The organism is Kaistella yonginensis, from assembly GCF_030409525.1.
GTDB lineage: Bacteria > Bacteroidota > Bacteroidia > Flavobacteriales > Weeksellaceae > Kaistella > Kaistella yonginensis.
The window spans coordinates 147,779-172,885 of record NZ_JAUFQB010000007.1; the positions used below are offsets into that span (position 1 = coordinate 147,779).

Consider the following 25,107-nt stretch of genomic DNA (forward strand, 5'->3'; position numbering starts at 1 on the left):
TCAGATTAGTTCTAAAAACTTCATCGTATCCACTTTATCGGCATAAGTATCTAAGCCTGGATGCTGTGCTTCACCAAAATAAATGGAGTCAAATCCCAAGTCTGGTTTTGCCACAATTGCCTGAATTTCTTTTTCGTTTTCATCAATGAAACGCTGTACTTCCTCCAGGTCTTCATAGCGACTGAAATTCAGTACAGAAAGCGGCGAAAATAAAGCGTCATCTTCTTTAAGCATCACAAAATTATTGTCCCAAAAAGCATCTTGATTCAGCAAATAAATGGCACGATTGTATTCATAGTTATTGGCGTATTTGTGATGGTTGATGACTTCTTTATAATGAAGAAAACTTTCAAACAAACGATCGATTAAAAAGTCTTTCGGTATAAAAAGCCGCGTAACATTCCGACAACCCAACCCAAAATAATGGAAAATATCTTCGGCTAAAAGCTCAAGTTCCTCCAGGGTTTCATCTCCTTTTAAAACAGCAACCGAGGTTCTATTTTTACGAATAATACTCAATGAGTTTTTAAAATAATATTCCAAATATCGCGCGGTATTATTACTTCCTGTCGCAATCACAGCATCAAAATCAGTTAATCTTTCGGTAAATTCATATCGAATATTTCCTTCTGAAAACGCATTCCATTTGACCAGTAAAAAAGGCAATAGCGTTTTATCTTTTGAAGATAATTTAATCAATGGAATATTCTGACTCAAGATCACTGAAATTACATCGTGAAAACCTACCATCGGAATATTTCCCGCTAAAATCAAACCCACTTTTTTAGGAGTAGTCGCAGTTTCATAGGCAGAAATCCATTTTTCTATATTGCGATCATCCAGCAGATCTGCCCATTGTTTCAGGGCAAATTTTTGATTTTCGAGGGTGAACCATGAATTTTCATTTTGAGATTTCCGTAAAACTCCGTAAAATAGGTCATCATCTTCATTAAAAATATCAGGATTCTTTTCTAAAAAATCTTTAATATAAGCACTTAATTTAGAAAGTCCCGAAATTTGCTTTTCTATAATCATTGTATGGAAAATTGAGGTATTTTTAGTAATTTTGTACAAAATAAAACAATTCTCGGTAAACTACCTAAATTACTGGGTTCACTTACTTTTTTATTTTGCTTAGTACAACATGAGTACAACTTTTTAAAATGTTTTATTAAAGCCGTAGATTCCTGCGTCATTTCTTCTCGCTAAAGTACTCAATTCCTGAAAGTAATGCAAACTAAAGCAATAGTATGAACTGCTGGGTTTTGCCCACCCGTTTTTTATTAATAATTCATTCAAACATTCGCCCGAAGGTAGAATGATATAGTCTAATTGGCGCTTCCAAAAGTCCAACTGATTTTCCTTTTCTGTTAAGATTGTTACCCTGGTTCCCGGAGGTGCTACTTGCAGCAGATAATCCAAACTCATCCGACCATATTGAAGTAATAGGCTCGCAGGAATATGACTCTTGGCTTCATCTTCACGGATCTTTCTGTTCCGGTGTATTTCGGGCGCATCGAGGCCGTACAATCTTATTTCTTTTTGGTATTGACCAAATTCTTCTTTTACAATTAAACTGTCACCGTCCAGCACTCTTTCGATGAGCCAGAAAGTTTCTGTTCTTATGTTGGGGATTCTAAAATATTTCGCAGAAGGATGTTCGGCGGTACTACTCTCAGTTTCTGTTCCATTTGGTGTATTTGCGTTGTATTTCATTGGTTTACAGTATTTTATCTATTGTTTTTATAAAGATAATGATTGAAATTTGTAATAGTCTAGACAACAGTGTTATACTATCTTTTCTCAATTTAAAAACTTAAAACAATGGCAAGACAAAAAGGTCTTATGAAATACGTTGGCACAATTGGCGACGTGAGACACTTCAAAATTAAAGGTCAGCGAGGATTTTTCGCTGGAATGGTAGGTGGTCCTACTGCGCAGCAGGTTAAAACTGCACCAGAGTTCGAAAGAACCCGTGAAAACATGAATGAGTTCGGAGGCAGTGCAAAAGCAGGAAAATCTCTTAGAACGGCTCTTTCCTCACTAATGGGAACGTTTACGGATCCGCAGGTTACCGGAAGATTAACTTCAGTAATGAAGAAAATCAATCTGGAAGATGGAACTGAAGCCCGAGGTTACCGTAAGATTGAAATTTCTTCGCAAAGAAAATACCTTGAAGGATTCGAGTTCGATAAAAACATTTCCATCAATGGTGTTTTTAACGCGCCTTACGACGTTAATCATACCGTAGATAGAAATGAGGGCGATTTGATTCTTCCTGCATTTAATCCCGTTGAAATGATTTCTGCTCCCGGAGGGGCAACTCACTTCCGCATTCTGCATGCATTGGCAGTCCTGTCTGATTTTTCATACAATCCAACTACCGGAACTTATGATCCGGATGACAACGTGAATAATGAATTGAGTGATATTGCTTACTCAACATACATTCCCATGAATGCATCTTATGCCGGAGGAACAATCAATGCAGCACTTCCTGGTGTTCCCGTACTAGGTGCTGACGTTTCAGTAGTTCAGTGTATTGGCATCGAGTTTTATCAGGAAGTCAACGGCCAATATTATCCGTTTGCCAGTGGAAACTGTTTGCGTATCGAAGAAGTATTTTAATAATAAATCTTTCAAAGCCTTCTTCAAAAGAGAAGGCTTTTTTGATTGAATCAATTTAAATAGTGTACTCAACATTTTAAATACAACACAATGAGAACAAAAATAATTAGAGTTGCCGAAGGCAAAAACAGCACTCTTTCCCATTTATATATCGATGGTATTTTCCAGTGTTTTTTATTGGAGGATAAAATCCGACAAGTAAAAATCATGAAACAAACTGCTATTCCTATTGGATCATTTGCTTTAAAGGTTAATACGGTTGGCGGAATGAACACCAAATATTCACAAAAATTTGGCACCAATCATAAAGGCATGATTGAGATTGCCGGACTTCCCACTTTCAGCGCAGTTTACATTCATATCGGAAATGTAATCAGCGAAACCGCAGGTTGTCCACTTTGCGGTCTTTCCTGGATTAAAAAAGATGGCAATTTTCAGGTATTGCAAAGCACTGATGCTTACAAAATGATTTATCCAAAACTTTTATCCATTACAAAAAGCAAGGATTCTGGTATTGTGATTGAAAATATTTTCCAATTTTAAAAACATGAAATGATGGAAAATGAAATTACAGTAAGCATCTTCTTTGGCTTTACAAGTAGTGTTCTTTTGGCAGTTGTTGCTTTTTTTATACGGCAGCTTCACAATGATTTCCGAAAGATGGGAGAAAATCTGACAGAAGTCAAAACTACTGCCCTACTGATCAAATCAGAGTTTAAGAATGGTCATGAACTTCTAAATCAAAAAGTCGAATATTTAGAACAAAGGATTAACAAAATTGAATTTACACAAATTAAAAATCAAGACTATGAAAAATAGAAATCTAAATCTAGTCAGAAGAATGCAAGCACCTACACCAAAATGGTTTAGGATTATGCGAAATCTGGGTCTTACCCTCTCTGCCGTTGGTGGTGCTCTGATTGCTTCTCCAGTTTCTTTACCTGCAGGAATTATTTCTATAGGCGGCTATTTGTTTTTGGGTGGAACCATCATCGGTGCGGTCAGTCAGACCGCTGTCAGTTCAGAAGAATACGGAAAAAACGTTTCCAAACCTGGCGAAAACTTCAAATAAAACACACCTGATAGGCTGGTTAAAGACTGTTTGTGTAATTTGGTTATTTGTGAGAACCTGTCTTTTAGGCAGGTTTTTCTGTGTTTTGCTTTATGTTGCTTCGGTCTGTTTAATTAGGTGGAATATATAGCCTTTAAGGGTCGGTTGAACAGCCTTTAAGTAGGAGACATAAATTAAAAATTTACATTTAGAAATTGGATTTACCAAACTGATTGGAATTCCAGACTGTACTTTCTTAAAGCTAAACTTTGGATTTGGTAACGATCTTTCGTTGAAAATTTTTCAAAAGAAAAAAGGAAAAAAAAGAAAGTGCAATACCCTTCTGGAAGGAAAATGCGATGCAATATTTTTTTGCAAAAAATATAGACGTAGTATTTTAGACGGCTATATTTTTTGCAAAAAACCCGCCAGGGCTTGATATTGACAGCACATTTTCCTGACGGTATATCTTTACTTTCTTTTTTTTATTTTTTTCTATGGTCGGGTCTTCCGATTGATAACCGTCGAGATCGTTTTTTTATAAACTGTTTTATTTCGAAGACGATTATTCAAAGCGGTTGCGAGCGTTGGGAAAGGCAGCTGTATGACTGTACACCGGAACTAAAATTCAATAACGCAATCCCGATGTACCGGCATTCTGCTGCGCGCGGTGATCCTTCGGCGGGCTCAGGACAGGCTCAGTGACTGTACGGCTCCGCCGGACAGTTACTGGAGGAACATGGGAAAGCGATGGATATGAACAAAAAATTTTAACTTATTAAAGTTACTAAGTAATTTTTCGATGTTTTCTTTACCGACCGGATTCTGACTGTGAACCGTAAAATTAATTGTATTTATCTTATTATCGAGGCAGTAGTCAACCAAAAACTTTGCACAATCGTAACCTGTTTTTCCCAAACCCCAATCGTGATCGAAACTTATAAAAGCTGGAAGGCCGTGAGCATTGACAAATAACACAAATTCATCATAATCATAAACTCGATGAAAATTTTTTGGAGTGGAACGCATATCATCCAGATAAAGTTTTATTGATTTATTCTGCATTTATAATTTTAGAAGGGTTAAGGTCTGTTTTATCTTTAAAAAATTGATGACGCACAATTATTTCAATCCACACATCATCAATTGCCAAAATTTCTTCAAATGAGAGACCACTATGGTCTATCAGGCAGTGCATGAGATAGCCGAAATGAAAGATTTTCAACTGTTCGAATCCCATCCAACCATGTATAAACCAATCCATATAAAAAAACTCTGGATCATTGGGTGAAAGGGAATAAATATTTGATTGACAAAAGGGATCTCCTACTTCTATACGCCTCGATTGGCAAAACTCTTCGTCATAACTAAAAACAGAAAAATGAGTTTCGTACTCGTAGTCATCCATTAAATCGTTCTTCACCTGTAAATCAAGTACATCACAAAGTTTGATCAAATATTTCCTTGCCCTGATTTCTTCTGCTCTGATTTTATCATTAATTAAAGAAAATTTTTTAATCTGCTCTTCTGTCATCATATCTGTAATTTTTAATAGTTAGAAGCAAAAATAGCGCTCAAGGACGACAAAATATGACGCAGACTGATATGGTTTATAAAAATTGAAGAAAACGGTGTGTAATGGATGCCGGAGATTACTTCTTGTTATAAATGGACAACGTGGTCATTAATTTTTGCTGAATAATTACACGCAGTGATTGAGGTTCTAAGACTTCAACATATTCGCCATAAGAAAGGATTTCCATGATGAACTCCCAATTAGGTTTCAAACTAACTTTTACCACTATTTCATCTGGGGTATCTTTTACAATTTCTTGAGAAGCATGGAGTGGCATTGATTTGATATATTCGCCCTGATTAGGTATATCGACGGTATCTGTGGGACTTTTACGGAAAGACAGCGTCACCACCTGAACTGTAAAATCGGCCGATGAACCGATAATACCAAATACCTCTTTGAACTGCTCTTTGGGGTCGATGGATTGTGGGTATTGAAACTTAACTCCTGTTTCCAGCAAGTTGTTTATTCGGTCTAACCCAAAAACACGAAAATCTTTCACCTTCAAATCATACGCAAAAACATACCATCTCCGGCGAAATTCTTTGAGTAGATAAGGTTCCAGCACCCTTATTTCAGGTTTCTCAGACCAAAACTTCTGGTAGGTAACTTGAATTTGTTTTCGGTCTTTTATTGAAACAAGGAGGTCTGCCATATATCCTGTTCCCTCAGGTTTTCCTGTATCAAATTGAACATAATCCGAGAATTCCTGATGGGCTTTCAGGGCCTGAAAGACATCAAACGCTTCAAAAAGCCGTTCGGAATATTGATCATCCTCTGCGGAGTAAATCTCATATCGTTTTGTCGACTTATTGTAGGAAATATCGATGCTGTACAACTGCGATATATCTCGAATATCGCGCTGGAAAGTTCGTATTGAAATATCATAATTACCCCCAATAATGTCAGATTCTATATTCAGTTTGGCTTTGAGTTCCTCAAATGTAAAGGGTTTCATCCGTAATTTCTGAATGATGATACGGTGACGGGTAAAAGTTTCAAGTAATGACATTCGCGGAACTGTTTTAATGGAGAAAAAAATATTTTTAAAAATAGCAATAATTTTTGTAACGACATTCTTTGACGCGCCCCAACGGTAGTTTTGACTAAAATTAAATGTTATGCTAAATATTGCTATTGTTGGCGGCCGCGATTTCAACGATTATGAATTGATGAAAAAAGTTTTAAATGAGTATATTGATAATAAAACATTTATCAATGCTATTGTTACGGGGGGTGCAGCCGGAACGGATACTCTCGCTGAGAAATATGCTGCCGAAATGGAAATTGAACTGATTGTTTACCGGCCGGATTACAAAAAATACGGTAGGTCTGCGGCATTGCTGAGAAATACGGAAATCGTTGAAAAGTCCGATATTGTATTTGCTTTTTGGGATGGTAAATCCCGGGGTACTATGGATAGCATTAATAAAGCTAAAAAAATGCATCGTAAACTGTTTGTTGTTGAATATTAAATGCCAGTTTATATAAACGGAATGCAGTGCGCATTCCGTTTTTTTTTTAAGAAAGTTATTTTTATTGTGAAACCGCTTCTGAATTTGCAGGTATGATTACATTAATCACTTTGACAATCTCGTTCTCGAAGAATGTAAGGGTATTTGCAAGTTCCTCAGGAAACAATTTATTATCAGTTAAAACAGGTAATGTTTTCCAGAACGCAGCAATTTGGTCATTAACAATGTCCATTTTGAAAGAATTTGAAAAATTTTTCCGCTCTTCAACATCAAATACCCTAAAACTTATTACGGGTAACTTATTGTTTTTAAATCTAAATTTAAATTCCCTGTTATTATGAAAACCCGTTCCCAATATTGCAGGAAAATCTTTAAATTCGATTATTTCAAAATTAAGTAGAGGATATGCTGAAGTTAACTTTTTAACTAAATCCAATAACAAATTTCTTTTTAATTCAGTACTTACCGCTTCGAAATTTTTATATATTTCAAAAGATGCTTCGAAGTTATCGGTAATGATATTTTTTATTAATGCTGCCATTTCTTTATTTGTAGTTTGGTTTGTTAGTTTTTTAAGAAGAAAAGTATATTGGTTTAGTATTTCGCGCAGCATAGGCTTATCAAAAGCCCACTTTGCACATTCGGAAATCCATTCTATAATATGATCCTTATAGGAAAGGTTTCTGTAGATTTTTAATTCATCATCCCCAATAGAAATTTGGTCGCTTTCTTTACCGTCTAATGTTAAATAGAACAGTTCAGCATCAGGAAATTGTTTTTTGTAGCGCTTCAGCTGATTCAGTTGTTCAGCCGCGTATATTTTATTTTCAATAAGAATAACATTGCCCTCGAGGTCTTTAATGACAATATCTATCCTGCCTCCTTCGGTTTTATCGGCATTGGTAAAGCCGATATGATCTTCTTTTCTGCAAACTGCATTTTCAAAGTTCATTTTAAAATCTGCGCCTAAAAATTTTTGAACAAAAAGTTCCAGTGGTTTAGTACCTAACCCGTGGGTTCCTCTTGGATGGAGCAGTTCTGCAAGCAGTGCTGAATGAGTGAAAACTTCATCTGATTCCATGCTCATGATTGAAAAAATATTGAACTCTTCGCCTGACATTTTCCGATGTCTGTCGTACATTTCTGTAATTCGTGAAATTTCTTTGATAAAATTATACTTCATAAAAAATAGATTATAGAATTAAAATTAAGATTTAAAATATTGATTTAATATAAAAGCCCTGATTGCGGGCAAGTATTTGCGAAAATTTTCAAGACAATGAGAATCATTAACTTCTAATAGCGTAAAAGATTGTGAAGTATTTTCATCGAACAATATGCTCTGATTTAAGACTTCATCAGTCCGGCTCGCAATAATCAGAGAATTTTTCGAAGGTACCATTTTTTTTATTTGGGCAGATAAAGTTATAGGAAATAAAATATCAAAATTTTTCTGTTCTATATTTAATAAGGGACTCATTAGTATTAGGATGTCTTCTTCATTCTGGCGGAGCTCCTTTAACTGAAAGGCGAAATTTGCCCCTGTAGAGTCTCCGATGATGATTAGTTCTTCACAATTTTTAAATTGCTTTACGGTATTACTAAGAAGTAGAGAAATAATCGAGTCTTCCTGCCATTCCATTATATTACAATCGTAGATATGTTCAAAATAATTTTTAATCTCTCTGTACTTTGCAGACTGTCGGTTTGAGCCGTAGCCATGGATATAAAGGAGTTTTTTCTTGTCTATGTACATTTACTTTGTAATTGAAAACCCATAATTTACGAAAACAAACCCTTGGCCATTCCTGCTGATATTTGGCTTACTATCTTTTACGATGTGCTTTGTCATTTCCAGTAATTTTTTATCAGAATATTTGTTTATGTCATCAACTTTAAAGATCACACTAAAAGCCTGGACGCCTTCCCAAATCCAACTTTCCCAAGTGGCATCCAGCGAACCAAACTTTATTGTTTCACGAAATAAGACCGTCGTACCGTTATCAACGGGTATTTTACTTTCTGTTTGTAATTTCTGTTTTGTCATATTGTAAATGTATAGCTCTTGGGCGACAATCGATGTCGTTATAAATTTTTTGATCCTAAAGATTTATATTTTTTTTGTCCTTTAACAAGACTCACTATAAATGGCAAAATGGGGGTAACAACTCGCACAAAAATGGTGCTTTACCAATTGTACTATAAGCAATAATAGTGAACAGATACCTGAACGTGACAAGCGGCTGGAGAGGCAGCGGTTTGGATTGATGGGGAAAATTGCTGCGCGCTGGCTTTTACAGAACGCGGTATTCATACACTGAAAATCTTAGCCTATGAAACTAAAGTATGAATACTGTGTGCTGGAAAAAAGAGGTGGCAAGAGCAATTTTTCTCAGCAAGGAATACTGCTGTGCGCGGTGGTGAAAGTGAATAAACTGCCACTACAAGTTTCCGCTGAAAAAAAGCAGTTTATTGACTGGAACCACATGGCCAATCCCGAAACTCTCTGCACCATTTTTGTGTCCTTCGACTTCGCTCAGGATGGCACATCAATTTCTGAATGGGGATTAGAAGGTATTCAATTGGTGTCCTGCCCTAATAAATTATAACTGACCTGGCGGCTGGATGGCGTTGGCTTGTGCGGGCTTTGCCCAAACAAAAGGAAAGCATTTAGCATAATCTTCAATTATAGGCGAAGATGCTGCTGGATTGTATGGAACGCAACGAAGTGGAGCGGAATACAACGGTTCGCGCTGGCCATTTGCGTATAATTGCGATTATGTTATTTGCTGCGGCCGGGCGTGGGTTTTTAGATCGGTTTTTCTTATCCATATCTGTCCTAAAAAAATCTTCGTTTTAGAATAATTTTTCTGTTGTTAGGATGCAAGGGTCATTAACTATAAATCTGCGACATAGAGTTCAGTCTATTGATCATCACGAAAGGATTTGTACGGCAGCGGGATTTAAATTTTATCCCTCCAGATTGAGATGGTACGAAACCGACCGTCCTGCACCTGTTGGGATGAATGCCCTGATTTCTGCCAAATGTTGCAGGTCTCTGGTGGCTGATGCTTTTGAGGTTTTGTTGATCGCTATGTACTTTTTGGCGGTCATTCCTCCTTTAAAGCCCGATTCTCCTTCGTCCATCATTTTATGGATGGCTTTTAATTGTCTTTCATTGAACTGTTCTTTAAAGCGGTCAAAGAAATTTGTTTTTTTCAGGGTGAAGAGAACGACTTTTTTCGTATCGGTCAATGCGTTCTGGAGGACCTCGAAAAACCAGATGATCCAATCGGTGATTTGTAAATCCCGCTGGGCTTTTTTGAGTTCGGAATAGTATCGGTTTTTATCTTTTTCAATGGCTTTTGAAATGCTTATAAAAATGGGAGTTTCGAGTTTGTTGGCTAAAGCTTTTTCTGCTAAGGCACGACCTATTCGGCCGTTTCCATCTTCAAAAGGATGGAGTGTTTCAAAATAGAGATGGGTTATGGCCGCAAAGAGCATTGCCTCGCCAATTCTTCCCCAGCCTTTTTCTGAAAACCGATGATACCATTCTAAAAACTGAGGGATTAAGTAAGGAAGATCTTTGGAAGGAGGTGCTTCATAATGGATGGTAAAATTGCCTATCGGACCGGAAACCACCTGCATCGGTTCCTGTCCTGTTCGGAACTGACCAGCATTAATGCGTTTTTCATTGCCCATCAGGATTTGATGCCAATGTAAGATTTGTTTTTCTGAAAGTGGATTGGTATCCTTTTTCTGGATTTCAATCATTAATGCAGCAATTGCATTTGCTTTTTTGTTTTTGGTATTCTGATGAAAATCTTTGAGTCCTAAATTTACTTTTAAAGAAGACATTACTTCTTCGCGACTGAAGAATTCGCCTTCAATTTCGGAGGTTTTCAAGGCTTCGGAAAGCATAATCTCGGTGAAGACTTCCTGTTTCATATCCTCGCGAAAACTACTGATCATTCCATTTGCCTCGCCTAATTCCAGAGCAAATTTCTCTACCAAAGTATGAATTTTATCTTTTTGGAAGGTAAACTGAGGAAATTTTTCCGATTGCCAGATGTATTTCATGAGCCGATTACATTATTTATTCGGCTCAAATATAGTGAAAATATTGAGCCGATTACAGAAAATAATCGGCTCACTTTATTTTGAATTGCTGTTTCGGAGACAGTAATTACTCTAGCCAAGTCACAAGGAAAGTATTTTATGAAAAAAGTTTGCAGGAGCAGGCTGCGACTGCAAACTATTGATAGAATACAAAGTGGATGGATCTCTCTATACATAGACTACCACAAGGGGCTTTGCACAAACTTATGATGACCACACGAAAGGATTCGTGCGGCAGCGGGGGATGTTTTTTATATTGATGCTAAGCAACAAAAAAAACAAGTTAAGCCGACAGATATTAAGATTATACCCCGTACAACAACAATGTGTTTGAACTTCAGAAAAGGTTACCAAATTATGAAATTGGAACTGTTGACAAATTCCAAGGGCAGGAGTCGCCCATCATCATTTACAGTATGGCCAGCTCCACGCCTGAAGATGCACCAAGAGGCATGGATTTTCTATACAGCCCGAACCGATTTAATGTAGCAATTTCTAGGGCGAGAGCCTTATTTATTCTAGTAGGCAGTGCGAGACTTTTTGAACCCGACTGCCATTCGCCCAGCCAAATGAAACTTGCGAATCCTTTCTGTGGATATTTGGAAGTAGCGAAGTGTGTAATATAGCAGTTTTCGACCAGTTTAATTATTCTCTGTAATTTTTTTGTACGCTATTTTAGCAAGGAGATCTGTGATGGTTTTATTAAAATCTTTTTCATCCATATAGCGGGCAAAGATTTCTTCATTCTGGTCTATACGTTCAATAAATAACTGTTGCAGAACACTTTTAAACATCAACGTGAACTTATCTTGCGGATTAGATTGTGCAGCTTTGATGATGTCTTCATCTGCTATTGCTGTTTCCACAATTTGATCAAAAAAGTATTGATCAGCCTGATTAAATTCTGTACCAAAGCGACTGTTTACCACATCTACGATTCTAGAAAACGGAACTTCTTCTTCACGCACTAACCCAGTTGCCACATCTGTTGGACCATCCAATTTATAAGATTTGTCATTGTTCAAACTGATTGAACCTTCGCTAATTTTTTGTAGTCTGTAGTATTCTAAACGAACTGTATCATCGAAATTGTAGCTTGCCCCATTATTACGTTTTGGTAATTTTTCGAAAAGATGACGTAAGAAAATATACAGCTTTTCTAAATCCGTATCCTGATATGGAATAATCTGACTTAAAAACATATATAAGTTTTTAAAAGCCGTTACTTTACCCCTCCATAATTCAGCTTCATCTTCGTTAACTATTAAGAAATTTCTAAATTTTTCTACCGGAGAATCCAGGATAAAATTAATTGCTTCATGGTCCTTGTTGCTCTGTTTTTCTCTAGGTTTGAAATACACTGCGACAAATTGATTAATATCTTCTGCGGAATAAATATCCTCTAAAAGAAGTTCATGCTGAATTCTATACAAATTATTTGGGTCTGCTTCCTGGCCCAGTACCGCACCTTCGTAATAGGTTTTAAATGCTGCCTGAATTTCATCCCGATCATTTACAAAATCTAATACAAAAGTATCTTCTTTTAATGGGTGTGTACGATTTAGTCTTGAAAGTGTTTGTACCGCTTGAATACCCGATAGTCTTTTGTCGACATACATGGTATGCAACAAAGGCTGGTCGAATCCTGTCTGGTATTTTTCTGCAACCAACAATACCTGATATTCTGCGGTTGCAAACACTTCCGGTAATAATTTTTCTTTCAAACCGTTATTCATTTCCACCTCCGTGTATACGGTATCGGGCAATTTGTCGTCTTTAACTTCTCCAGAAAAAGCTACCAAGGATTTTATTTTATAGCCTTTTGCTTTAATTAATTGATCGAAACTTTGCTTGTATTTTACAGCTTCTAAACGGGATCCTGTCACCACCATTGCTTTTGCTTTTCCACCGATCTTATGTCTTGTCGATTGGTAGAAGTGTTCGATCATAATTTCTGTTTTTTGCGCAATATTATGCGGATGTAAACGCATGAAACGTCCTAATGCTTTGGCCGCTTTTTTACGTTCAACTTTGGGGTCGTCTTCGGAAGCTTTTACTAATTTATAGAATGTTTTATACGAAGTATAGTTTTCTAATACATCTAAAATAAAACCTTCTTCGATGGCTTGGCGCATGGTGTATTTATCTAAAGCTTCACCATTGGTAGCAAATAATTTGATTGTTTTATGTTTTGGTGTGGCAGTAAATGCGAAGAAACTAATGTTTTTTTGTTGGCCACGTTTTGCCATATTACGATATAAAGCTTCAAGCGTTGTTTCACCTTCTTCGGTGGCTCTTGCTTTTGCCTCTTTCGCCAAATCTTCACCTCCTAAAACCTCTTTTAGATCAGCCGCTGTTTCACCAGATTGCGAACTGTGGGCTTCGTCAACCAAAATGGCATATTTACGTGTTTTTAAAATCCCTTTTCCGTCTTCACCACGTTCTTCAGCGAGTTTCCTTAACTGTTCCGTTACAAAAGGAAACTTTTGAATCGTTGTAATGATGATTGGAATTCCGTTTTCTAAAGCTTCCGCCAATTGCTTGGCATTTTTATCAATCTTTAAAACAACCCCATTCTTATGCTCAAACTGATAAATGGTATCCTGTAACTGACGGTCTAATACAACACGGTCTGTAATTACTACTATAGAATCAAACAATTTTGTATTGTCAGCTTTGTGTAAAGAGGATAATCTATGAGCCACCCAAGCTATGGTATTTGATTTACCAGAACCTGCAGAATGCTCTATTAAATAATTTGTTCCAACACCATCCAGTAAAGCTGTCTGAATCATGTTACGAACCGCTTTAAGCTGATGGTACCGAGGGAAGATTAAAGTTTCCTTTTTTACTTTTCTTCCCTCTTCTGTAATTCTTTCATCAATTTGCAAATGAACAAACTTTGAAACAATTTCGAGTAAACTGTCTTTTTGCAGTACTTCTTTCCATAAGTAAGCCGTTTTATAGCTTAAACCTTCAAAATCTACAGGATTCCCTGCCCCTCCGTTATTTCCTTTGTTGAATGGAAGAAAATGCGTTGCATCTTTCGCTAAACGCGTTGTCATTTCCACAAGATCTGTATCAACTGCAAAATGAACCAAAGTACGTTTTTTGAATTCGAAGATCAGTTCACGAGGATCACGATCGTCTTTGTATTGCTGTATGGCGTGGTTGATATTCTGATGCGATAATGGATTTTTAAGCTCTAAAGTTACTAAAGGAATACCGTTAAGACTCAATACCACATCGACTGAATTTTGATTGCGTGTACTGTAATATAACTGTCTCGTAATACCCAGAATATTTTTCTCATACTTTTCCAATACCTCTTGATTCATAGAATGTGAAGGTTTGAAGTAGGCCATTTGCAATTGTTTGCCATAGCATTTGAAACCATGACGTAAGGTAGATAATACGCCATGTAACTCGATCCATTTGGTAAGGTCGTAGATAATTTGAGTCGCAGTATTTTCTTTCAGAACAGATTCAAGCTTGGTCCATTCTTTTGGCTGCGTATCTTTGATGAATGCAATGATTTGGTCCGGAAAAATTGCCTTTTCTTTATCAAATGATTTACTGTGTATCGCTTGGTATTCTGAGTTCAGTAATACTTCTTCAATACTTTTCTCAAATGCTATTTCTTTGGTTTGGGTATTACTCATGATTTTTTCATGTATTTCATCTTTTTTTCTAACCTTTGTAAAAAATTAAGATGTTCTTTTAGAGCATGTTTTATTGGAATGCAATATTCAACAAATTTTCCATTTTGTAATTTATCTATTTCGGATAACGCCTGAATTGTTTTCGCTTTTTTTATAGGATCTTTTACTCCAATAAAATTATCAATTGTTCTTTTTCTGTCATAAACTAATTGTTTGTGATCTAAAGCTAACAATTCAATTGTATTTTTACCATTAGCTGTATTTCCAGTTACTTCTCCTTTTTTATTATAAGTAAAATGGTTCTCGCAATTTGGATGTAATGGCAAAATATAATCTTTTCCGTCGTTTGACCAATAGTCATCTTTCTTAATAGCTCCAAAATATTTTTGTTTTGCAACACCTTTAGGAGCATCTTTTGGATAACAAGCCACCATATTTGAATAATCTAAATCGGAAACGGTTTCAATTCCTTCTTCAAGATGCTTACGACATAATTCTTCTGGTTTTAAATGCTCTATATGACAAGAATCTAATTCAATTCTTTTTAAGGTATAGGCACAGATGAAACCTTGTTCTTTTAGTAAAGCATTTTTAATAGGAATTCTTTCAGCAGCACCAAGACTCTTATCATATCGCATTTTTACACCAGCCTTTTCATTCTTTAGCTTTATTTGAATATAACTAGCTGGCTCATCACGTTTAATTATCCTCTTCATCACCAAACATTTCCAGATGCGACATTCGAGCTTCAAGATCAACCCACTCAGATAAATCTAAATTATCAGCTTTATATTTTGCAATTAAATCACGTGCTTTTTCAAATTCAATATCATTAATTAATTCCTCAACAGCTTCTATCGCTTGATTAGCAATATCTAGGCGATCATCATCCTCCATTATAAATTTAAGAATGTAATTCATATCTAAACCATAACTTTTGACGGTCTGATCAACTTCAAAGTTTTTAATGATATTTATTTTCTCAGGAAGTACCGAAGATATAATTTGAGGTGAATGCGTAGTCGCTATGAATTGGCAATTTGGAAATGTGCGAACCAAATCACTCACTATAGTTCTTTGCCACTTTGGATGTAAATGCAGATCTAATTCATCAATTAAAATGATTGCTTGGCCTTCTAATGGATTTTCTGCATCATTATTTGCAATTATTAATCTTCGAGCAATATCAAAAACTAAAGCCAAAACACCTCGTTCACCGTCGGACAATTGAGAAAATAACAATTTCTTACCTTCTTTAACTATCGAAAATGTAAGTTCATTTGAAATCTTATCTTTAACTAAATTTAAATCCGTAAAAGCTGGTATGAAGGTATAGATTGTCTCTTCAATCAACTTTATTACACGATTATAATTTACGTTTTTCGAGTTTTCAGAGGCTAAAGTTTTCCGAACATTAAACCACTCGGCAAACATTTTAATATTGAAACTTCTTACTTCTGACAAAGTATCAACATATGCTGCAGCGTGAAATAATTTAGACTTAATTACTTTAGAAGTTTGATTAACCATTAAAGATCTTCTTGTAGAAAAGTAAATACCTAACAAATTGTTTTTTTCTTTTCTATTAATTGGCGTCTTAAAATCGATGATATCTTCTTGTTGAATTCCTTCTACTCTGAAAGGGATTGTTGAAGAAGTATTTTCTTTTCCAGCTAGTTTGTTTATTTCTTCTTTTGTAAAAGCCAGGGTATTTTCAATATCAGGATTATCATTTAATATTTGCAAATTTGCAGATAGTTCATCCTCCGTGACAAACTGTAATAATTCAAAAACTTCCCTTATTTCAGAGCCATTATTAGGAGCTATCTTTTTTAATTCGGAATGTTTTAGATTTATAATCGTTTCTTTTAAATTACTGAAATTGACCTTTTTAATTATTTTATTTACAACCAAATGATTGATCAAATTCTTAATATTTAAAGCATCTTCATACTTTTTTTGATCTACCACCAATTGAGCGAGATCCGTTTTTTGAGCTTCAATTTTCCTTCTTAAATCCTTGTTTTGACTAGTATTAGATTCTACTTCTTTAAAATACACCTCTTTAGCTGACTTAGAATATATAAACTCATAATCTACATTGTCAATACTGAAATTGGTATTCACCTGTAATTGATTGGTGTTAATGTTTATATCTGATTTTTTAAAATTTTCCTCTGTTACTACAGGTACTTTAATTTCAGATAAAATATGTGACAATACAATACGCAAACTCTCTAGCACTGTAGTTTTACCCACACCATTTATACCCACGATTAAATTAAAACCGGGTTGAAACTCGAGTTTTGCATGGGTAAAACCACGAACATTGGTTAATTCTAAAGTGTTAATTTTCATAAATAATTATAGGTTTAATTCACCATTAATCGCAGCTGAAATAATCGCAGTACGTTTTTCTTTCAATAGCTTAATTGAATAAGTGGTTTTATTTAATATACTATTGAACTCTGCCAAAGTATTATCTATATCATTGCAAATGACTAGTTGCTCTTCATAACTTGGAATAGGTATCACAAAATTCTTTATATTTTCAAAAGAAATTGCTTCACGACCCCCTCCGTATTGTAAATTATCAATTTGATATTGGCCAAATGCGGAAATTAGAAATTTGTGTAAATATTTGTAATATGCTTTCTCATTACACCTTATAATGCAAACATGCTGGTTTATATTAGCTTCTTCATTTAATTCAAAATAAAAACATCTACCTATTGATCCTCCTGTAATATTTAACAATAAATCATTTTTTATTAACTGAGATGATTTCATTTTATCATGAATTTCCACCGGTATATAGGTTCTATCATCAAGTCTTAAATTCTCATTGTATATATTTTGACTTCTCAAAAAAAGAATACCTTCATCTTTATAAATCTCTGCACCTCCAGATGGTGTCACACCACTACCAATTTTAGATGTTATATATTTAAATTTAGTAAGCTCCCAATGTTCCGGAATATCACCTAGCCATTCGATACCTGAAGGTTTCATTTTTGCATTAGGGTTTAAACCTTTGGTTACTGCCTGGCTGATCGTTGCTTTTTTCTTTTCTTCTAAGAGCTCTAAAAGTTTGGTTTTCTTCTCGATCAAGGAATCTATTTTGTCGACTTCCTTATCTAGGTAAGCTACTATTTTGTTTTGTTGTTCTAGAGATGGAATAAAAACTGCATTATTAAAATAATCTTCGATATCTAAATTCTGAATCCCTGTCGTTTGCTTTATTGATAAGTTGACCACTTTCGTTTTCCATAAATAATATAATATATACGCAATATATGCAGAATTCACGATTGATTTATTAGGTCTTAATAAATCAAGAAAATTCGAACACAAAGCTTGTTCTTCATTTAGATCAAATAAAGCAATTCTTCCAACAGGTTGATTTTCACCACCACCAGATTTTTCAATTAGTAAATCACCCTTAAGTAATTTACGAGTTTTGATTTCTTGTTCTGAAAAAACTCTATATGTTAAATCTTCAGACTTATGACGCATTTGGTCAGTTAAAATATCAGCAGCTCTTAAACAAGCATAACCTTCATTATTTTTATCTGGTTCATTACCCCATGCACCACCAATTCTTTTAACAAATAAATGTTTTAATCGATATTTATTATGCATAGTTATAATAATGAGTTTTGAATCATTTCTAAAATTTCCTTTTCCACGTCATTCAACTCTTTATTGATGGTTTCTAATGAGCGAGCTGCATTATTTTTAAAGAAATATCGATTGAAATTTATTTCGTAGCCTATTTTGTCTTTGGAATTATCCATCCACGCATCGGGCACAAAGGGTAATACTTCGTTTTGGAAGTATTCGTTAATGTCTATCTTCAATGGAATATTTTCAAAGTCGCGTAAATCAGCATCTGCCTCATACGAATCTTTTCCTTTTAAGACCCGTTCAGCTTCAGGATCTTTATCTGTGCATACCGAGCGGAACAGCGCCAACTCTTTAGCCGACCATTTTAAGGTATTAATTTTCTTGATTTTTTTCAAAGCCTGATTCCAGTCCATCAAGGGTTCCCGACCTAAGTTTTTGTCTATGCGTTGAACGTCATCTAACAAATGCGGACAAGCATCTAAGAAGGCTGATTTACGTTCCAGCGACATTTCATAACGCAAACGCAATGGTCTTTCGATGGTCACCCGCGTAAAACCAAAATCTTCATTATCAAATATTTTAGAATTTCCTGCATTGGAGAAATCACCATATTCCACAGCAATGTTTTCGATTTGGTTAGGCTCTACTACATTGATAATTCCATCGTTAATTTCCCCTTCACCAATTTTACGGCGCTTACTTCCCTGGCTTTTGCGCATAGGAATGTAGTATTCGCGTGCATCCAGCAACTGTATTTTTCCCTTTCGATGATTTTGTTTTCGATTCGTTACGATCCAAATGTATGTACCAATACCCGTGTTGTAGAACATTTGTTCCGGTAAGGCTACGATTCCTTCCAGCCAGTCATTTTCAATGATCCATTTACGGATATCACTTTCCCCGGAACCTGCACCTCCTGAAAACATCGGAGATCCACTGAAAACCACCGCAATACGTGAACCGAATTTTTTATTATTTGGTTTATAGGTTTCAAACTTTGAAATCATGTGCTGTAAAAACAACAAAGCCCCATCGTTTACCCGGGGTAGTCCGGCTGAAAAGCGGCCTGTTTTATCACGATCTAAAACAGGTTTTTGCTTTTTCCAATCAACGCCAAAAGGAGGATTTGCGATTAAATAATCGAAGGTGTCATCTGCAAATTGATCGTCAATAAGCGTATCTCCGAATTTGATTTCGCCTTGGTTTTGTTCATATTTCCCAAGCGTTTCAGATTTATCCATTTTGATCAGCGCATCAGCAGCAGCTGTGGCAAATGCACGTTTGTTGTATTCCTGCCCGTAGGTTAAGAGAATAGCATCTTCGTTAAAACTTTTTACGTAGTTTTTAGCTTCTGATAACATCCCGCCGGTTCCGCAGGTAGGATCTAAAATTTTACGCATTTGGTATTTGTCTGCTAAAAACTTATCGTCGTCGATAAATAACAGGTTTACCATCAATTTGATAATCTCTCTTGGCGTAAAGTGATCCCCGGCGGTTTCGTTTGCTAATTCGTTAAAACGACGGATTAGATTCTCGAAGATTAATCCCATGTCTCTATTTGAAACGAAATCAGGATGCAGATTCACTTTTGTAAATTCTGAGATGATTAGGTACAAAATATTTGCATCGTTCATAGCAAAGATTTCTTTTTCGAATTCGAAGAACTCAAAAATTTGCCTCACGTTTGGCGAAAAGCCGTTGATGTAGCTTACTAAATCCTGCGTAATTGTATCTGGAGCACCTTTTAGCTTTTCGAAGGTAAAAGGTGAAGTGTTATAAAACTTTTGCCCTGTAATCTTTTCTAATTTCGAACTGAGAATAGATTGTGGTATCTCGTTTTTATATTTGATTTTTAAGCTTTCATATTCGGCCAACACTTTCTCTTTTGTAATCTCCAGCACCGAATCAAAACGACGAAGAACCGTCATAGGTAACATAACACGTTCGTACTGAGGGGGGCGGTATGGTCCTCTTAACAGATCTGCAATGTCCCAAATGAATTTAATATGTTGTTGATGTGTAGTCATTATTGTTTTTTAAGGTCTGGTAAAAATTTGGTTTAAATACCAATCGTTAAAATTATCATTTTTTAGCGTTAAATGAAGCGATTCGCCAATAAAAAAGCATTATCCGAAATATATGTCAGTCATTGTTTTCCAGAATAAAATCCAGTTGCACTTCATATTCGGTCGAGTTTAGTATCGGGGTAGCAAGAAAAAACTTTTCCAGTACCCTAAAATTTTTGTTGATGTAAATCCAAATATCATAGTTCTCTCTGTGTGCCAAACCAAAAAGTCTTTCAGGTTCTGAAATATAAAATTTTCCAGATGATGAATTTTTAACGTCCACATAAGTCCAAGTTATTCCCTGGTCTTTTGAATAAGCAAGATCGTAGTGAAGAGCTTCATTTTCAGCAGCTTTATACTGGACATATTCTTCAGTGTATAAAGCCACCAAGGTATTGTAGGCAATATCCTCTGCATTATTACCAATTATCTTTAAGCCGGAGGAATCTTTGGAATCACCTTTGTACGTGTTTTTTGAATAGATACTCTTTTTCAATTGTGTGGTTTTATACATTGATGCTGAAAGCGTAGTGACTTCCGCAGTTGTCATTGTTAAACCATCTGCATCATCGGTATCACTTTCGATAGCGATTTCCGACGCGGGTAATTTTGCTTCCAATTCCTGCCGTACTATTTCTATTTCGGCAAAGAATAACAGACTCTGCCAAGCAGCATTTTGTCTTATTCTGAGATTTTCGTCGCCGGTAAATTCTGATTTACTGTTTTTAAAAATTTCATTAATATCTAAATCATGAATTTCTAAATCGAAATTAAATTCATGAAAACTACCCGAAACCAGACTGAAAAAGAATTGCTTGCTATCCTCAATATAAGTGTATGAATTTTCATGAGCAAGAGTTTTAAGTTCAGTAATCAAATTGTTGTAGCGGTTGAAATAGTCAATTAACTGAGATTTCTCATTTAGAGCTTTATCCAATAACTGATGATATACAAGCTGCTTGAATTTATTGTTAAATTTCAGGTACTCATTCTCTAAAGCTCTAAAATTATAGTCAGAAACATCAATTTGTTCTATTACCAAAGCATTGAAGTCCTGGAGGCTAATATTTAATGTTTCAAAAAGGGCTTTAAACTGACTTATGTTTTTAGGATTGTTAAAGTGATGGTAATCTAAATCCATTTCAAATCCGCTAAAACGAGATTTAATAAAATCATCTATAGCCTCGTCGGTATTTTCAATATTTGTATCTAGTAATGAAAAAATGATATTCCAAAAATATTTTTTTGAAGAAAGTTGTCCCAAGTGCCTCTTTGCTTCTTCTAATGCGGTAATACCTAATGTTTTTTCTAAGTTATAGTTAATCACTTTGGAAGAATCACGAATTAAAGATTCAAAAGTTGACTTCTCGCTTTTGGTTGAGAAGACATTACATAAAACATCAGAAAAGACATCCGCAAATCCCGGGTCATTACGAAATTCTTCTAAACTGCTAACATTCGAAGTTTTGAGAAGATAAATTTTTCTACTTGAATCATATACGTAAGAGTTATTTTGAAGATTAAATATTCTGTCATTTAAACGACATTCGAGATGGTTACACAAAATAAACTTAAAAGAATTCGTAAAATTTATGTTTGCATTGATTGATGAATTTTTATCCAGAGCTTCCAACCTATATGCTAAAATATAAGGTTTGATAGAATCGTAATACCGGAGCATTTCCTCATTAACTGTAGCGTTAAGATCGTAATTTTCAATTTCTATCTCTAAGTCATCTAAGTCGTTAATATTCAATCTCTTTATTGCCTCCTTAGCTCCGGCACGAGATGGAAAATTAAGTATCGGATAATCATCTGACAATTGAGCCGGTATTATGTTATTATCACTAAAATAAATCTTATCCTGATCTAATAACTCCAAGGTAGTATTCTTATAAGCAAACAACTTGATTGGGGCTTCCAGAAAGTAATTTCTTTTTGCAAGGATCTTTACCATATTATTATAAAATGTCGCAGATCCCTTCCCATCAGGAAATACTTCATTAAACTGATGAAATGCACTATTTAATATTTCTAATGGACTTTCTTCAAAGTTTTCAATGGCTCCTAAATCTGCAAGAATACCTTTTACTGCAGAAGGACCAATTTTTAGATCTTTGAAAATCTGATGGTTATAATCAAAAAATACAGTATTCATCCAAGAGAATTTCTCATCAAGAATGAAGCTCTCAAAGTTGAAAGCATTATTTATTTGAAATTTCATGTATGAGGGGTGTTCATATTTTTTAGACCACCCACGATAGGAGTATTTATAACTGTCTGAATTTTTCCGATCACTAATTTGATTATTGAGTTGTGTATCCAACACACAAAGCGCAATTAATGAATGTATATCTAAATTTGAAATTATGTTCTGATCAAGCTCCTTAAAATTGATTTTATAACCCGTGTAGTTATCGCGGTCGTTCGTTTTATCTCGTACATATTTTATGTAGGGAATTTCATTAAACTGAGTACCGTAACCAGGACTATCCTCGATAGATCTTTCCTGGTATTTAAGGAGAAGATTGCAACCCATCCATTTTAGAAATTCTTCAAAATCCGCAATATCATATACATCAGTTTCACCCAGCAAGATTTTAACATCTGCTATGTACACATTGTTAAAATATATCCCATCAAATATTTTTGCGGTAAGGATACCTGAAGGATAGGTTTCTGACAAAAACAAGTTGCTAATTGGCTTAAAGGCATTAGTTTTCGTGAGAACATTCAAATCATTTATCTCTCTGTCAGTTTCCTTATCTTTTAATTGATTGTAATTGGCGTATATGGCGGCTATGGATTCCTGTAGTCTAATTTTCTTTACCTCGAAGGTTATTGCTTTATCAACCATAATCTCATTTGTTTTCGAGATTATTCTGTTAATTAAGGGAACAATGTCATATTCATGAATATTGCAATAGGATTTGAATACATCATAGAAAAATCTAGTTCGCGAACCGGCAGTAGGGTTATAGTTCTTATTTAAGTATCTATGGTAAAACACCTCATTTACGGCCTTAATGTGCGTAAAGGAGGGAACTATTAATTTATTTGAATTAGATGGCCTTGTATAAATATTTTCATTAGAATTGATTATAATTCCCTCATCGTCAATCAAAAAGTTAAATTTGTATCTCTTATTTTTATCAATATTCGCAGTAACCGTATCAATAAAATCGATGCGTTCGGCGGGCCTTAAATTTAAAGCAGAAATTTTATTTACAACTTCTTCCAGGTCAGTAATAAGTGAAAGATCTTTATCCACTTCCTGGTTTTCAAATATTTTTTGAACTTCTAGATCGCCATTAATCGAAATTGTATGAATTGGTAAATACTCTATTGCATTATATTTCATCAATAATTCTGGCAGGAAATCATTCACATGAATTATTTCGGCCATCTTTCTGTAAACATTGTCCAAGCAAGGGTATATCTCCTCAGTTTCCAATGCTTCTTCTATAAGTTCATAATAACCATATTTATCCAGTACATCAGCTTTGTCGCTATAATTAAGTATTCTTAGCGCATTAAAATTTACGCCGTCGCTACTTTGAATCTTCGCGACATTTAGTGTAAAATCAACAATTTCTTTAAGCAAGAACCTATTTTTGTCTGAGTCAACAATTTGATTCCTCGTAGAGTCAAGTTCAAAAGTTGCATGAAGGATATAATCCTGGTTAAATTTTATATTCGTTGGAAAAAAGGAAAACAGATAAGGGTTTGTATGTGTAAAAGCATTGGCGATTGCAATCTTGACCTGATAATATAAATCTTTGTCTTTGTCGCTCTTGACAATGTCCTTGTCTATCTTCTTCTCTACACCATAAACTTTCCATACCACATCATTAATAGACTGAGTGGTGACCGTTATCCCATTTGTTACATCCGTATTTAGTATGGCCTTTTTGAAAACGACCTCTCGATTATCAATAATAATTAATATCTCTTCTAAATGGTTTAAAAACAGTAGTATATCAGATGAAATTAAGTTTATCTGCTCTAAAATTTTATCCTGTTCATCTTCCCTATATTTAATTTTGACTGTAGTTGCATAATCATGACTGGCTGCTAACTGAATTTCGGGCATTGATAATAATGCCACCGGTATTTCGTCATCAGAAAGTTGAAATTCATTTCGAATATTAATTTGTTTCTCTGCACTAAAGTTGCTGCTGTAAAAATCTGTTATAAGTTCTGGCGAGTATAATAACGATAAATTATTGCTAATAATTTCGATCGTCTCAGACCAATTAATTATAGACCTAAACCCAAGCCCCTTATTTCCAATAAACTTCTTATTATTTACTTTCGAAGATAGGTTTGCAATAAACAAGGATCGATATCCTGTTGCCGAAAAAGGAATACCATTGTTTGATATTGAAAATTCTTTAGTTAAGGTATTAATCTGTAGTACTGCAATTTTAGATTCCTGATCATCACAGTTTTGTAATAATTCAAGAATCTGCCTCCCATTATAGCCCATCACCGTCTCTATTTCCCTTTGATAGTCTGCTACCATCTCAGCATACTTTTTCACATATGTGTCTGCCTTATTTTCTTTTTCTTTTACTATCAAATCAAGGAGGTCGTTTTTCATCATATAGTCGTAATTAGTTTATTGCTATAAATATCAGTAATTAAAATCAATATTGCAAAAGAGAGAAAAATTAGGAAGTAAAAAAAAGACGTAAGGGTGTAAGCAAATTTTAGCAAAAGAAAATTTAAAAATTTTGGAGTAAAAACTTTTCCATTAATGGTATAACGAAGAATGCAAATTGCAGAAGTGATCGTTTTTGTTTGCATTCATTTAATTTCGATTCATCTATTTTTTTTGAAGAAAAAAAACTAAAAAGTTTTTTACCGAAAAGTGCTTACACCCCTTACACCCATTAAATAA

The 25,107-nt window shown here is 34.9% G+C and carries 22 protein-coding genes; 7 read left to right on the forward strand and 15 right to left on the reverse strand.

Going from position 1 to position 25,107, the window contains the following annotated elements:
* Positions 1-1,035, reverse strand: a complete 1,035-nt coding sequence (locus QWY78_RS02855) for an acyl-CoA reductase (RefSeq protein ID WP_290216389.1) — start codon at positions 1,033-1,035, stop codon at positions 1-3.
* Between the two features lie 123 nt (positions 1,036-1,158).
* Positions 1,159-1,716, reverse strand: coding sequence for a thermonuclease family protein (locus QWY78_RS02860; protein ID WP_290216390.1), 558 nt, complete (start codon positions 1,714-1,716; stop codon positions 1,159-1,161).
* Positions 1,717-1,824: 108 nt separating this feature from the next.
* Between QWY78_RS02860 and QWY78_RS02865 the strand changes: the two genes are divergently transcribed.
* From QWY78_RS02865 to QWY78_RS02880, 4 genes are all read left to right on the forward strand, one after another.
* Complete coding sequence (locus QWY78_RS02865) at positions 1,825-2,628, forward strand: hypothetical protein (RefSeq protein ID WP_290216392.1); 804 nt, start codon at positions 1,825-1,827, stop codon at positions 2,626-2,628.
* Between the two features lie 90 nt (positions 2,629-2,718).
* Positions 2,719-3,171, forward strand: coding sequence for a DUF5675 family protein (locus tag QWY78_RS02870; protein WP_290216394.1), 453 nt, complete (start codon positions 2,719-2,721; stop codon positions 3,169-3,171).
* Between the two features lie 9 nt (positions 3,172-3,180).
* The gene (locus tag QWY78_RS02875) at positions 3,181-3,447 is read left to right on the forward strand and encodes a hypothetical protein (RefSeq protein WP_290216396.1); all 267 of its coding nucleotides are present in this window, start codon (positions 3,181-3,183) and stop codon (positions 3,445-3,447) included.
* A complete protein-coding gene (locus QWY78_RS02880) occupies positions 3,437-3,700 on the forward strand; it encodes a hypothetical protein (protein WP_290216398.1) in 264 nt (87 codons plus the stop codon). The genes QWY78_RS02875 and QWY78_RS02880 overlap by 11 nt, the downstream gene beginning before the upstream one ends.
* Before the next feature lie 705 nt (positions 3,701-4,405).
* Here QWY78_RS02880 and QWY78_RS02885 read toward each other — a convergent pair.
* The 3 genes from QWY78_RS02885 to QWY78_RS02895 all read right to left on the reverse strand — a co-directional run bounded on the left by QWY78_RS02885 (position 4,406) and on the right by QWY78_RS02895 (position 6,267).
* Positions 4,406-4,744 (reverse strand): cyclic-phosphate processing receiver domain-containing protein, encoded by a 339-nt coding sequence (locus tag QWY78_RS02885; RefSeq protein WP_290216400.1) that lies wholly within the window; start codon positions 4,742-4,744, stop codon positions 4,406-4,408.
* Positions 4,734-5,216 carry a hypothetical protein gene (locus QWY78_RS02890; RefSeq protein ID WP_290216401.1) on the reverse strand — a complete coding sequence of 161 codons (483 nt, stop codon included), beginning with the start codon at positions 5,214-5,216 and terminating at the stop codon, positions 4,734-4,736. Before QWY78_RS02890 ends, QWY78_RS02885 begins: the two co-directional genes overlap by 11 nt.
* 115 nt (positions 5,217-5,331) lie before the next feature.
* Positions 5,332-6,267, reverse strand: a complete 936-nt coding sequence (locus QWY78_RS02895; RefSeq protein WP_290216404.1) for a helix-turn-helix transcriptional regulator — start codon at positions 6,265-6,267, stop codon at positions 5,332-5,334.
* A gap of 109 nt (positions 6,268-6,376) precedes the next feature.
* Between QWY78_RS02895 and QWY78_RS02900 the strand changes: the two genes are divergently transcribed.
* Positions 6,377-6,730: a DUF2493 domain-containing protein gene (locus tag QWY78_RS02900; protein ID WP_290216406.1), complete on the forward strand. Its 354-nt coding sequence runs from the start codon at positions 6,377-6,379 to the stop codon at positions 6,728-6,730.
* 61 nt (positions 6,731-6,791) lie between these two features.
* Here QWY78_RS02900 and QWY78_RS02905 read toward each other — a convergent pair whose 3' ends face one another.
* Genes QWY78_RS02905 through QWY78_RS02915 form a run of 3 tightly spaced genes read right to left on the reverse strand, consistent with a single transcriptional unit; the run spans position 6,792 to position 8,777 of the window.
* On the reverse strand, positions 6,792-7,913 hold the full coding sequence (locus QWY78_RS02905) for a PDDEXK-like family protein (RefSeq protein ID WP_290216407.1): 1,122 nt from the start codon (positions 7,911-7,913) through the stop codon (positions 6,792-6,794).
* Positions 7,914-7,937: 24 nt separating this feature from the next.
* On the reverse strand, positions 7,938-8,486 hold the full coding sequence (locus QWY78_RS02910; RefSeq protein ID WP_290216409.1) for a YqiA/YcfP family alpha/beta fold hydrolase: 549 nt from the start codon (positions 8,484-8,486) through the stop codon (positions 7,938-7,940).
* The gene (locus QWY78_RS02915; RefSeq protein ID WP_290216411.1) at positions 8,487-8,777 is read right to left on the reverse strand and encodes a hypothetical protein; all 291 of its coding nucleotides are present in this window, start codon (positions 8,775-8,777) and stop codon (positions 8,487-8,489) included.
* Between the two features lie 286 nt (positions 8,778-9,063).
* Between QWY78_RS02915 and QWY78_RS02920 the strand changes: the two genes are divergently transcribed.
* Positions 9,064-9,339 carry a hypothetical protein gene (locus QWY78_RS02920; protein WP_290216413.1) on the forward strand — a complete coding sequence of 92 codons (276 nt, stop codon included), beginning with the start codon at positions 9,064-9,066 and terminating at the stop codon, positions 9,337-9,339.
* 361 nt (positions 9,340-9,700) lie between these two features.
* Here the strand turns inward: QWY78_RS02920 and QWY78_RS02925 are convergent, their stop codons facing one another.
* Positions 9,701-10,810, reverse strand: a complete 1,110-nt coding sequence (locus QWY78_RS02925) for a Fic family protein (RefSeq protein ID WP_290216415.1) — start codon at positions 10,808-10,810, stop codon at positions 9,701-9,703.
* 365 nt (positions 10,811-11,175) lie between these two features.
* Here QWY78_RS02925 and QWY78_RS02930 point away from each other — a divergent pair, with 365 nt between their 5' ends.
* Entirely contained in the window at positions 11,176-11,475 is a 300-nt protein-coding gene (locus QWY78_RS02930; protein ID WP_435389036.1) for an AAA domain-containing protein, read from the forward strand.
* 15 nt (positions 11,476-11,490) lie between these two features.
* Here the strand turns inward: QWY78_RS02930 and QWY78_RS02935 are convergent, their stop codons facing one another.
* The 6 genes from QWY78_RS02935 to QWY78_RS02960 form a co-directional block, all read right to left on the reverse strand.
* Positions 11,491-14,511: a type I restriction endonuclease subunit R gene (locus tag QWY78_RS02935; protein ID WP_290216417.1), complete on the reverse strand. Its 3,021-nt coding sequence runs from the start codon at positions 14,509-14,511 to the stop codon at positions 11,491-11,493.
* The gene (locus QWY78_RS02940) at positions 14,508-15,227 is read right to left on the reverse strand and encodes a retron system putative HNH endonuclease (protein WP_290216419.1); all 720 of its coding nucleotides are present in this window, start codon (positions 15,225-15,227) and stop codon (positions 14,508-14,510) included. Before QWY78_RS02940 ends, QWY78_RS02935 begins: the two co-directional genes overlap by 4 nt.
* Complete coding sequence (locus QWY78_RS02945) at positions 15,211-16,869, reverse strand: AAA family ATPase (RefSeq protein WP_290216421.1); 1,659 nt, start codon at positions 16,867-16,869, stop codon at positions 15,211-15,213. The genes QWY78_RS02940 and QWY78_RS02945 overlap by 17 nt, the downstream gene beginning before the upstream one ends.
* 6 nt (positions 16,870-16,875) lie before the next feature.
* Positions 16,876-18,153 (reverse strand): restriction endonuclease subunit S, encoded by a 1,278-nt coding sequence (locus QWY78_RS02950; protein ID WP_290216424.1) that lies wholly within the window; start codon positions 18,151-18,153, stop codon positions 16,876-16,878.
* A 2-nt stretch (positions 18,154-18,155) separates the two neighbouring features.
* A complete protein-coding gene (locus QWY78_RS02955) occupies positions 18,156-20,165 on the reverse strand; it encodes a type I restriction-modification system subunit M (RefSeq protein ID WP_290216425.1) in 2,010 nt (669 codons plus the stop codon).
* Between the two features lie 115 nt (positions 20,166-20,280).
* A complete protein-coding gene (locus tag QWY78_RS02960; protein ID WP_290216427.1) occupies positions 20,281-24,810 on the reverse strand; it encodes a sacsin N-terminal ATP-binding-like domain-containing protein in 4,530 nt (1,509 codons plus the stop codon).
* Positions 24,811-25,107: the final 297 nt, after the last annotated feature.

Bases quoted from the DNA above. Each gene is read 5' to 3' on its own strand.
- QWY78_RS02855 (WP_290216389.1), bottom strand. From the start codon at position 1,035: ATGATTATAGAAAAGCAAATTTCGGGACTTTCTAAATTAAGTGCTTAT.
- QWY78_RS02860 (WP_290216390.1), bottom strand. From the start codon at position 1,716: ATGAAATACAACGCAAATACACCAAATGGAACAGAAACTGAGAGTAGT.
- QWY78_RS02865 (WP_290216392.1), top strand. From the start codon at position 1,825: ATGGCAAGACAAAAAGGTCTTATGAAATACGTTGGCACAATTGGCGAC.
- QWY78_RS02870 (WP_290216394.1), top strand. From the start codon at position 2,719: ATGAGAACAAAAATAATTAGAGTTGCCGAAGGCAAAAACAGCACTCTT.
- QWY78_RS02875 (WP_290216396.1), top strand. From the start codon at position 3,181: ATGATGGAAAATGAAATTACAGTAAGCATCTTCTTTGGCTTTACAAGT.
- QWY78_RS02880 (WP_290216398.1), top strand. From the start codon at position 3,437: ATGAAAAATAGAAATCTAAATCTAGTCAGAAGAATGCAAGCACCTACA.
- QWY78_RS02885 (WP_290216400.1), bottom strand. From the start codon at position 4,744: ATGCAGAATAAATCAATAAAACTTTATCTGGATGATATGCGTTCCACT.
- QWY78_RS02890 (WP_290216401.1), bottom strand. From the start codon at position 5,216: ATGATGACAGAAGAGCAGATTAAAAAATTTTCTTTAATTAATGATAAA.
- QWY78_RS02895 (WP_290216404.1), bottom strand. From the start codon at position 6,267: ATGTCATTACTTGAAACTTTTACCCGTCACCGTATCATCATTCAGAAA.
- QWY78_RS02900 (WP_290216406.1), top strand. From the start codon at position 6,377: ATGCTAAATATTGCTATTGTTGGCGGCCGCGATTTCAACGATTATGAA.
- QWY78_RS02905 (WP_290216407.1), bottom strand. From the start codon at position 7,913: ATGAAGTATAATTTTATCAAAGAAATTTCACGAATTACAGAAATGTAC.
- QWY78_RS02910 (WP_290216409.1), bottom strand. From the start codon at position 8,486: ATGTACATAGACAAGAAAAAACTCCTTTATATCCATGGCTACGGCTCA.
- QWY78_RS02915 (WP_290216411.1), bottom strand. From the start codon at position 8,777: ATGACAAAACAGAAATTACAAACAGAAAGTAAAATACCCGTTGATAAC.
- QWY78_RS02920 (WP_290216413.1), top strand. From the start codon at position 9,064: ATGAAACTAAAGTATGAATACTGTGTGCTGGAAAAAAGAGGTGGCAAG.
- QWY78_RS02925 (WP_290216415.1), bottom strand. From the start codon at position 10,810: ATGAAATACATCTGGCAATCGGAAAAATTTCCTCAGTTTACCTTCCAA.
- QWY78_RS02935 (WP_290216417.1), bottom strand. From the start codon at position 14,511: ATGAGTAATACCCAAACCAAAGAAATAGCATTTGAGAAAAGTATTGAA.
- QWY78_RS02940 (WP_290216419.1), bottom strand. From the start codon at position 15,227: ATGAAGAGGATAATTAAACGTGATGAGCCAGCTAGTTATATTCAAATA.
- QWY78_RS02945 (WP_290216421.1), bottom strand. From the start codon at position 16,869: ATGAAAATTAACACTTTAGAATTAACCAATGTTCGTGGTTTTACCCAT.
- QWY78_RS02950 (WP_290216424.1), bottom strand. From the start codon at position 18,153: ATGCATAATAAATATCGATTAAAACATTTATTTGTTAAAAGAATTGGT.
- QWY78_RS02955 (WP_290216425.1), bottom strand. From the start codon at position 20,165: ATGACTACACATCAACAACATATTAAATTCATTTGGGACATTGCAGAT.
- QWY78_RS02960 (WP_290216427.1), bottom strand. From the start codon at position 24,810: ATGATGAAAAACGACCTCCTTGATTTGATAGTAAAAGAAAAAGAAAAT.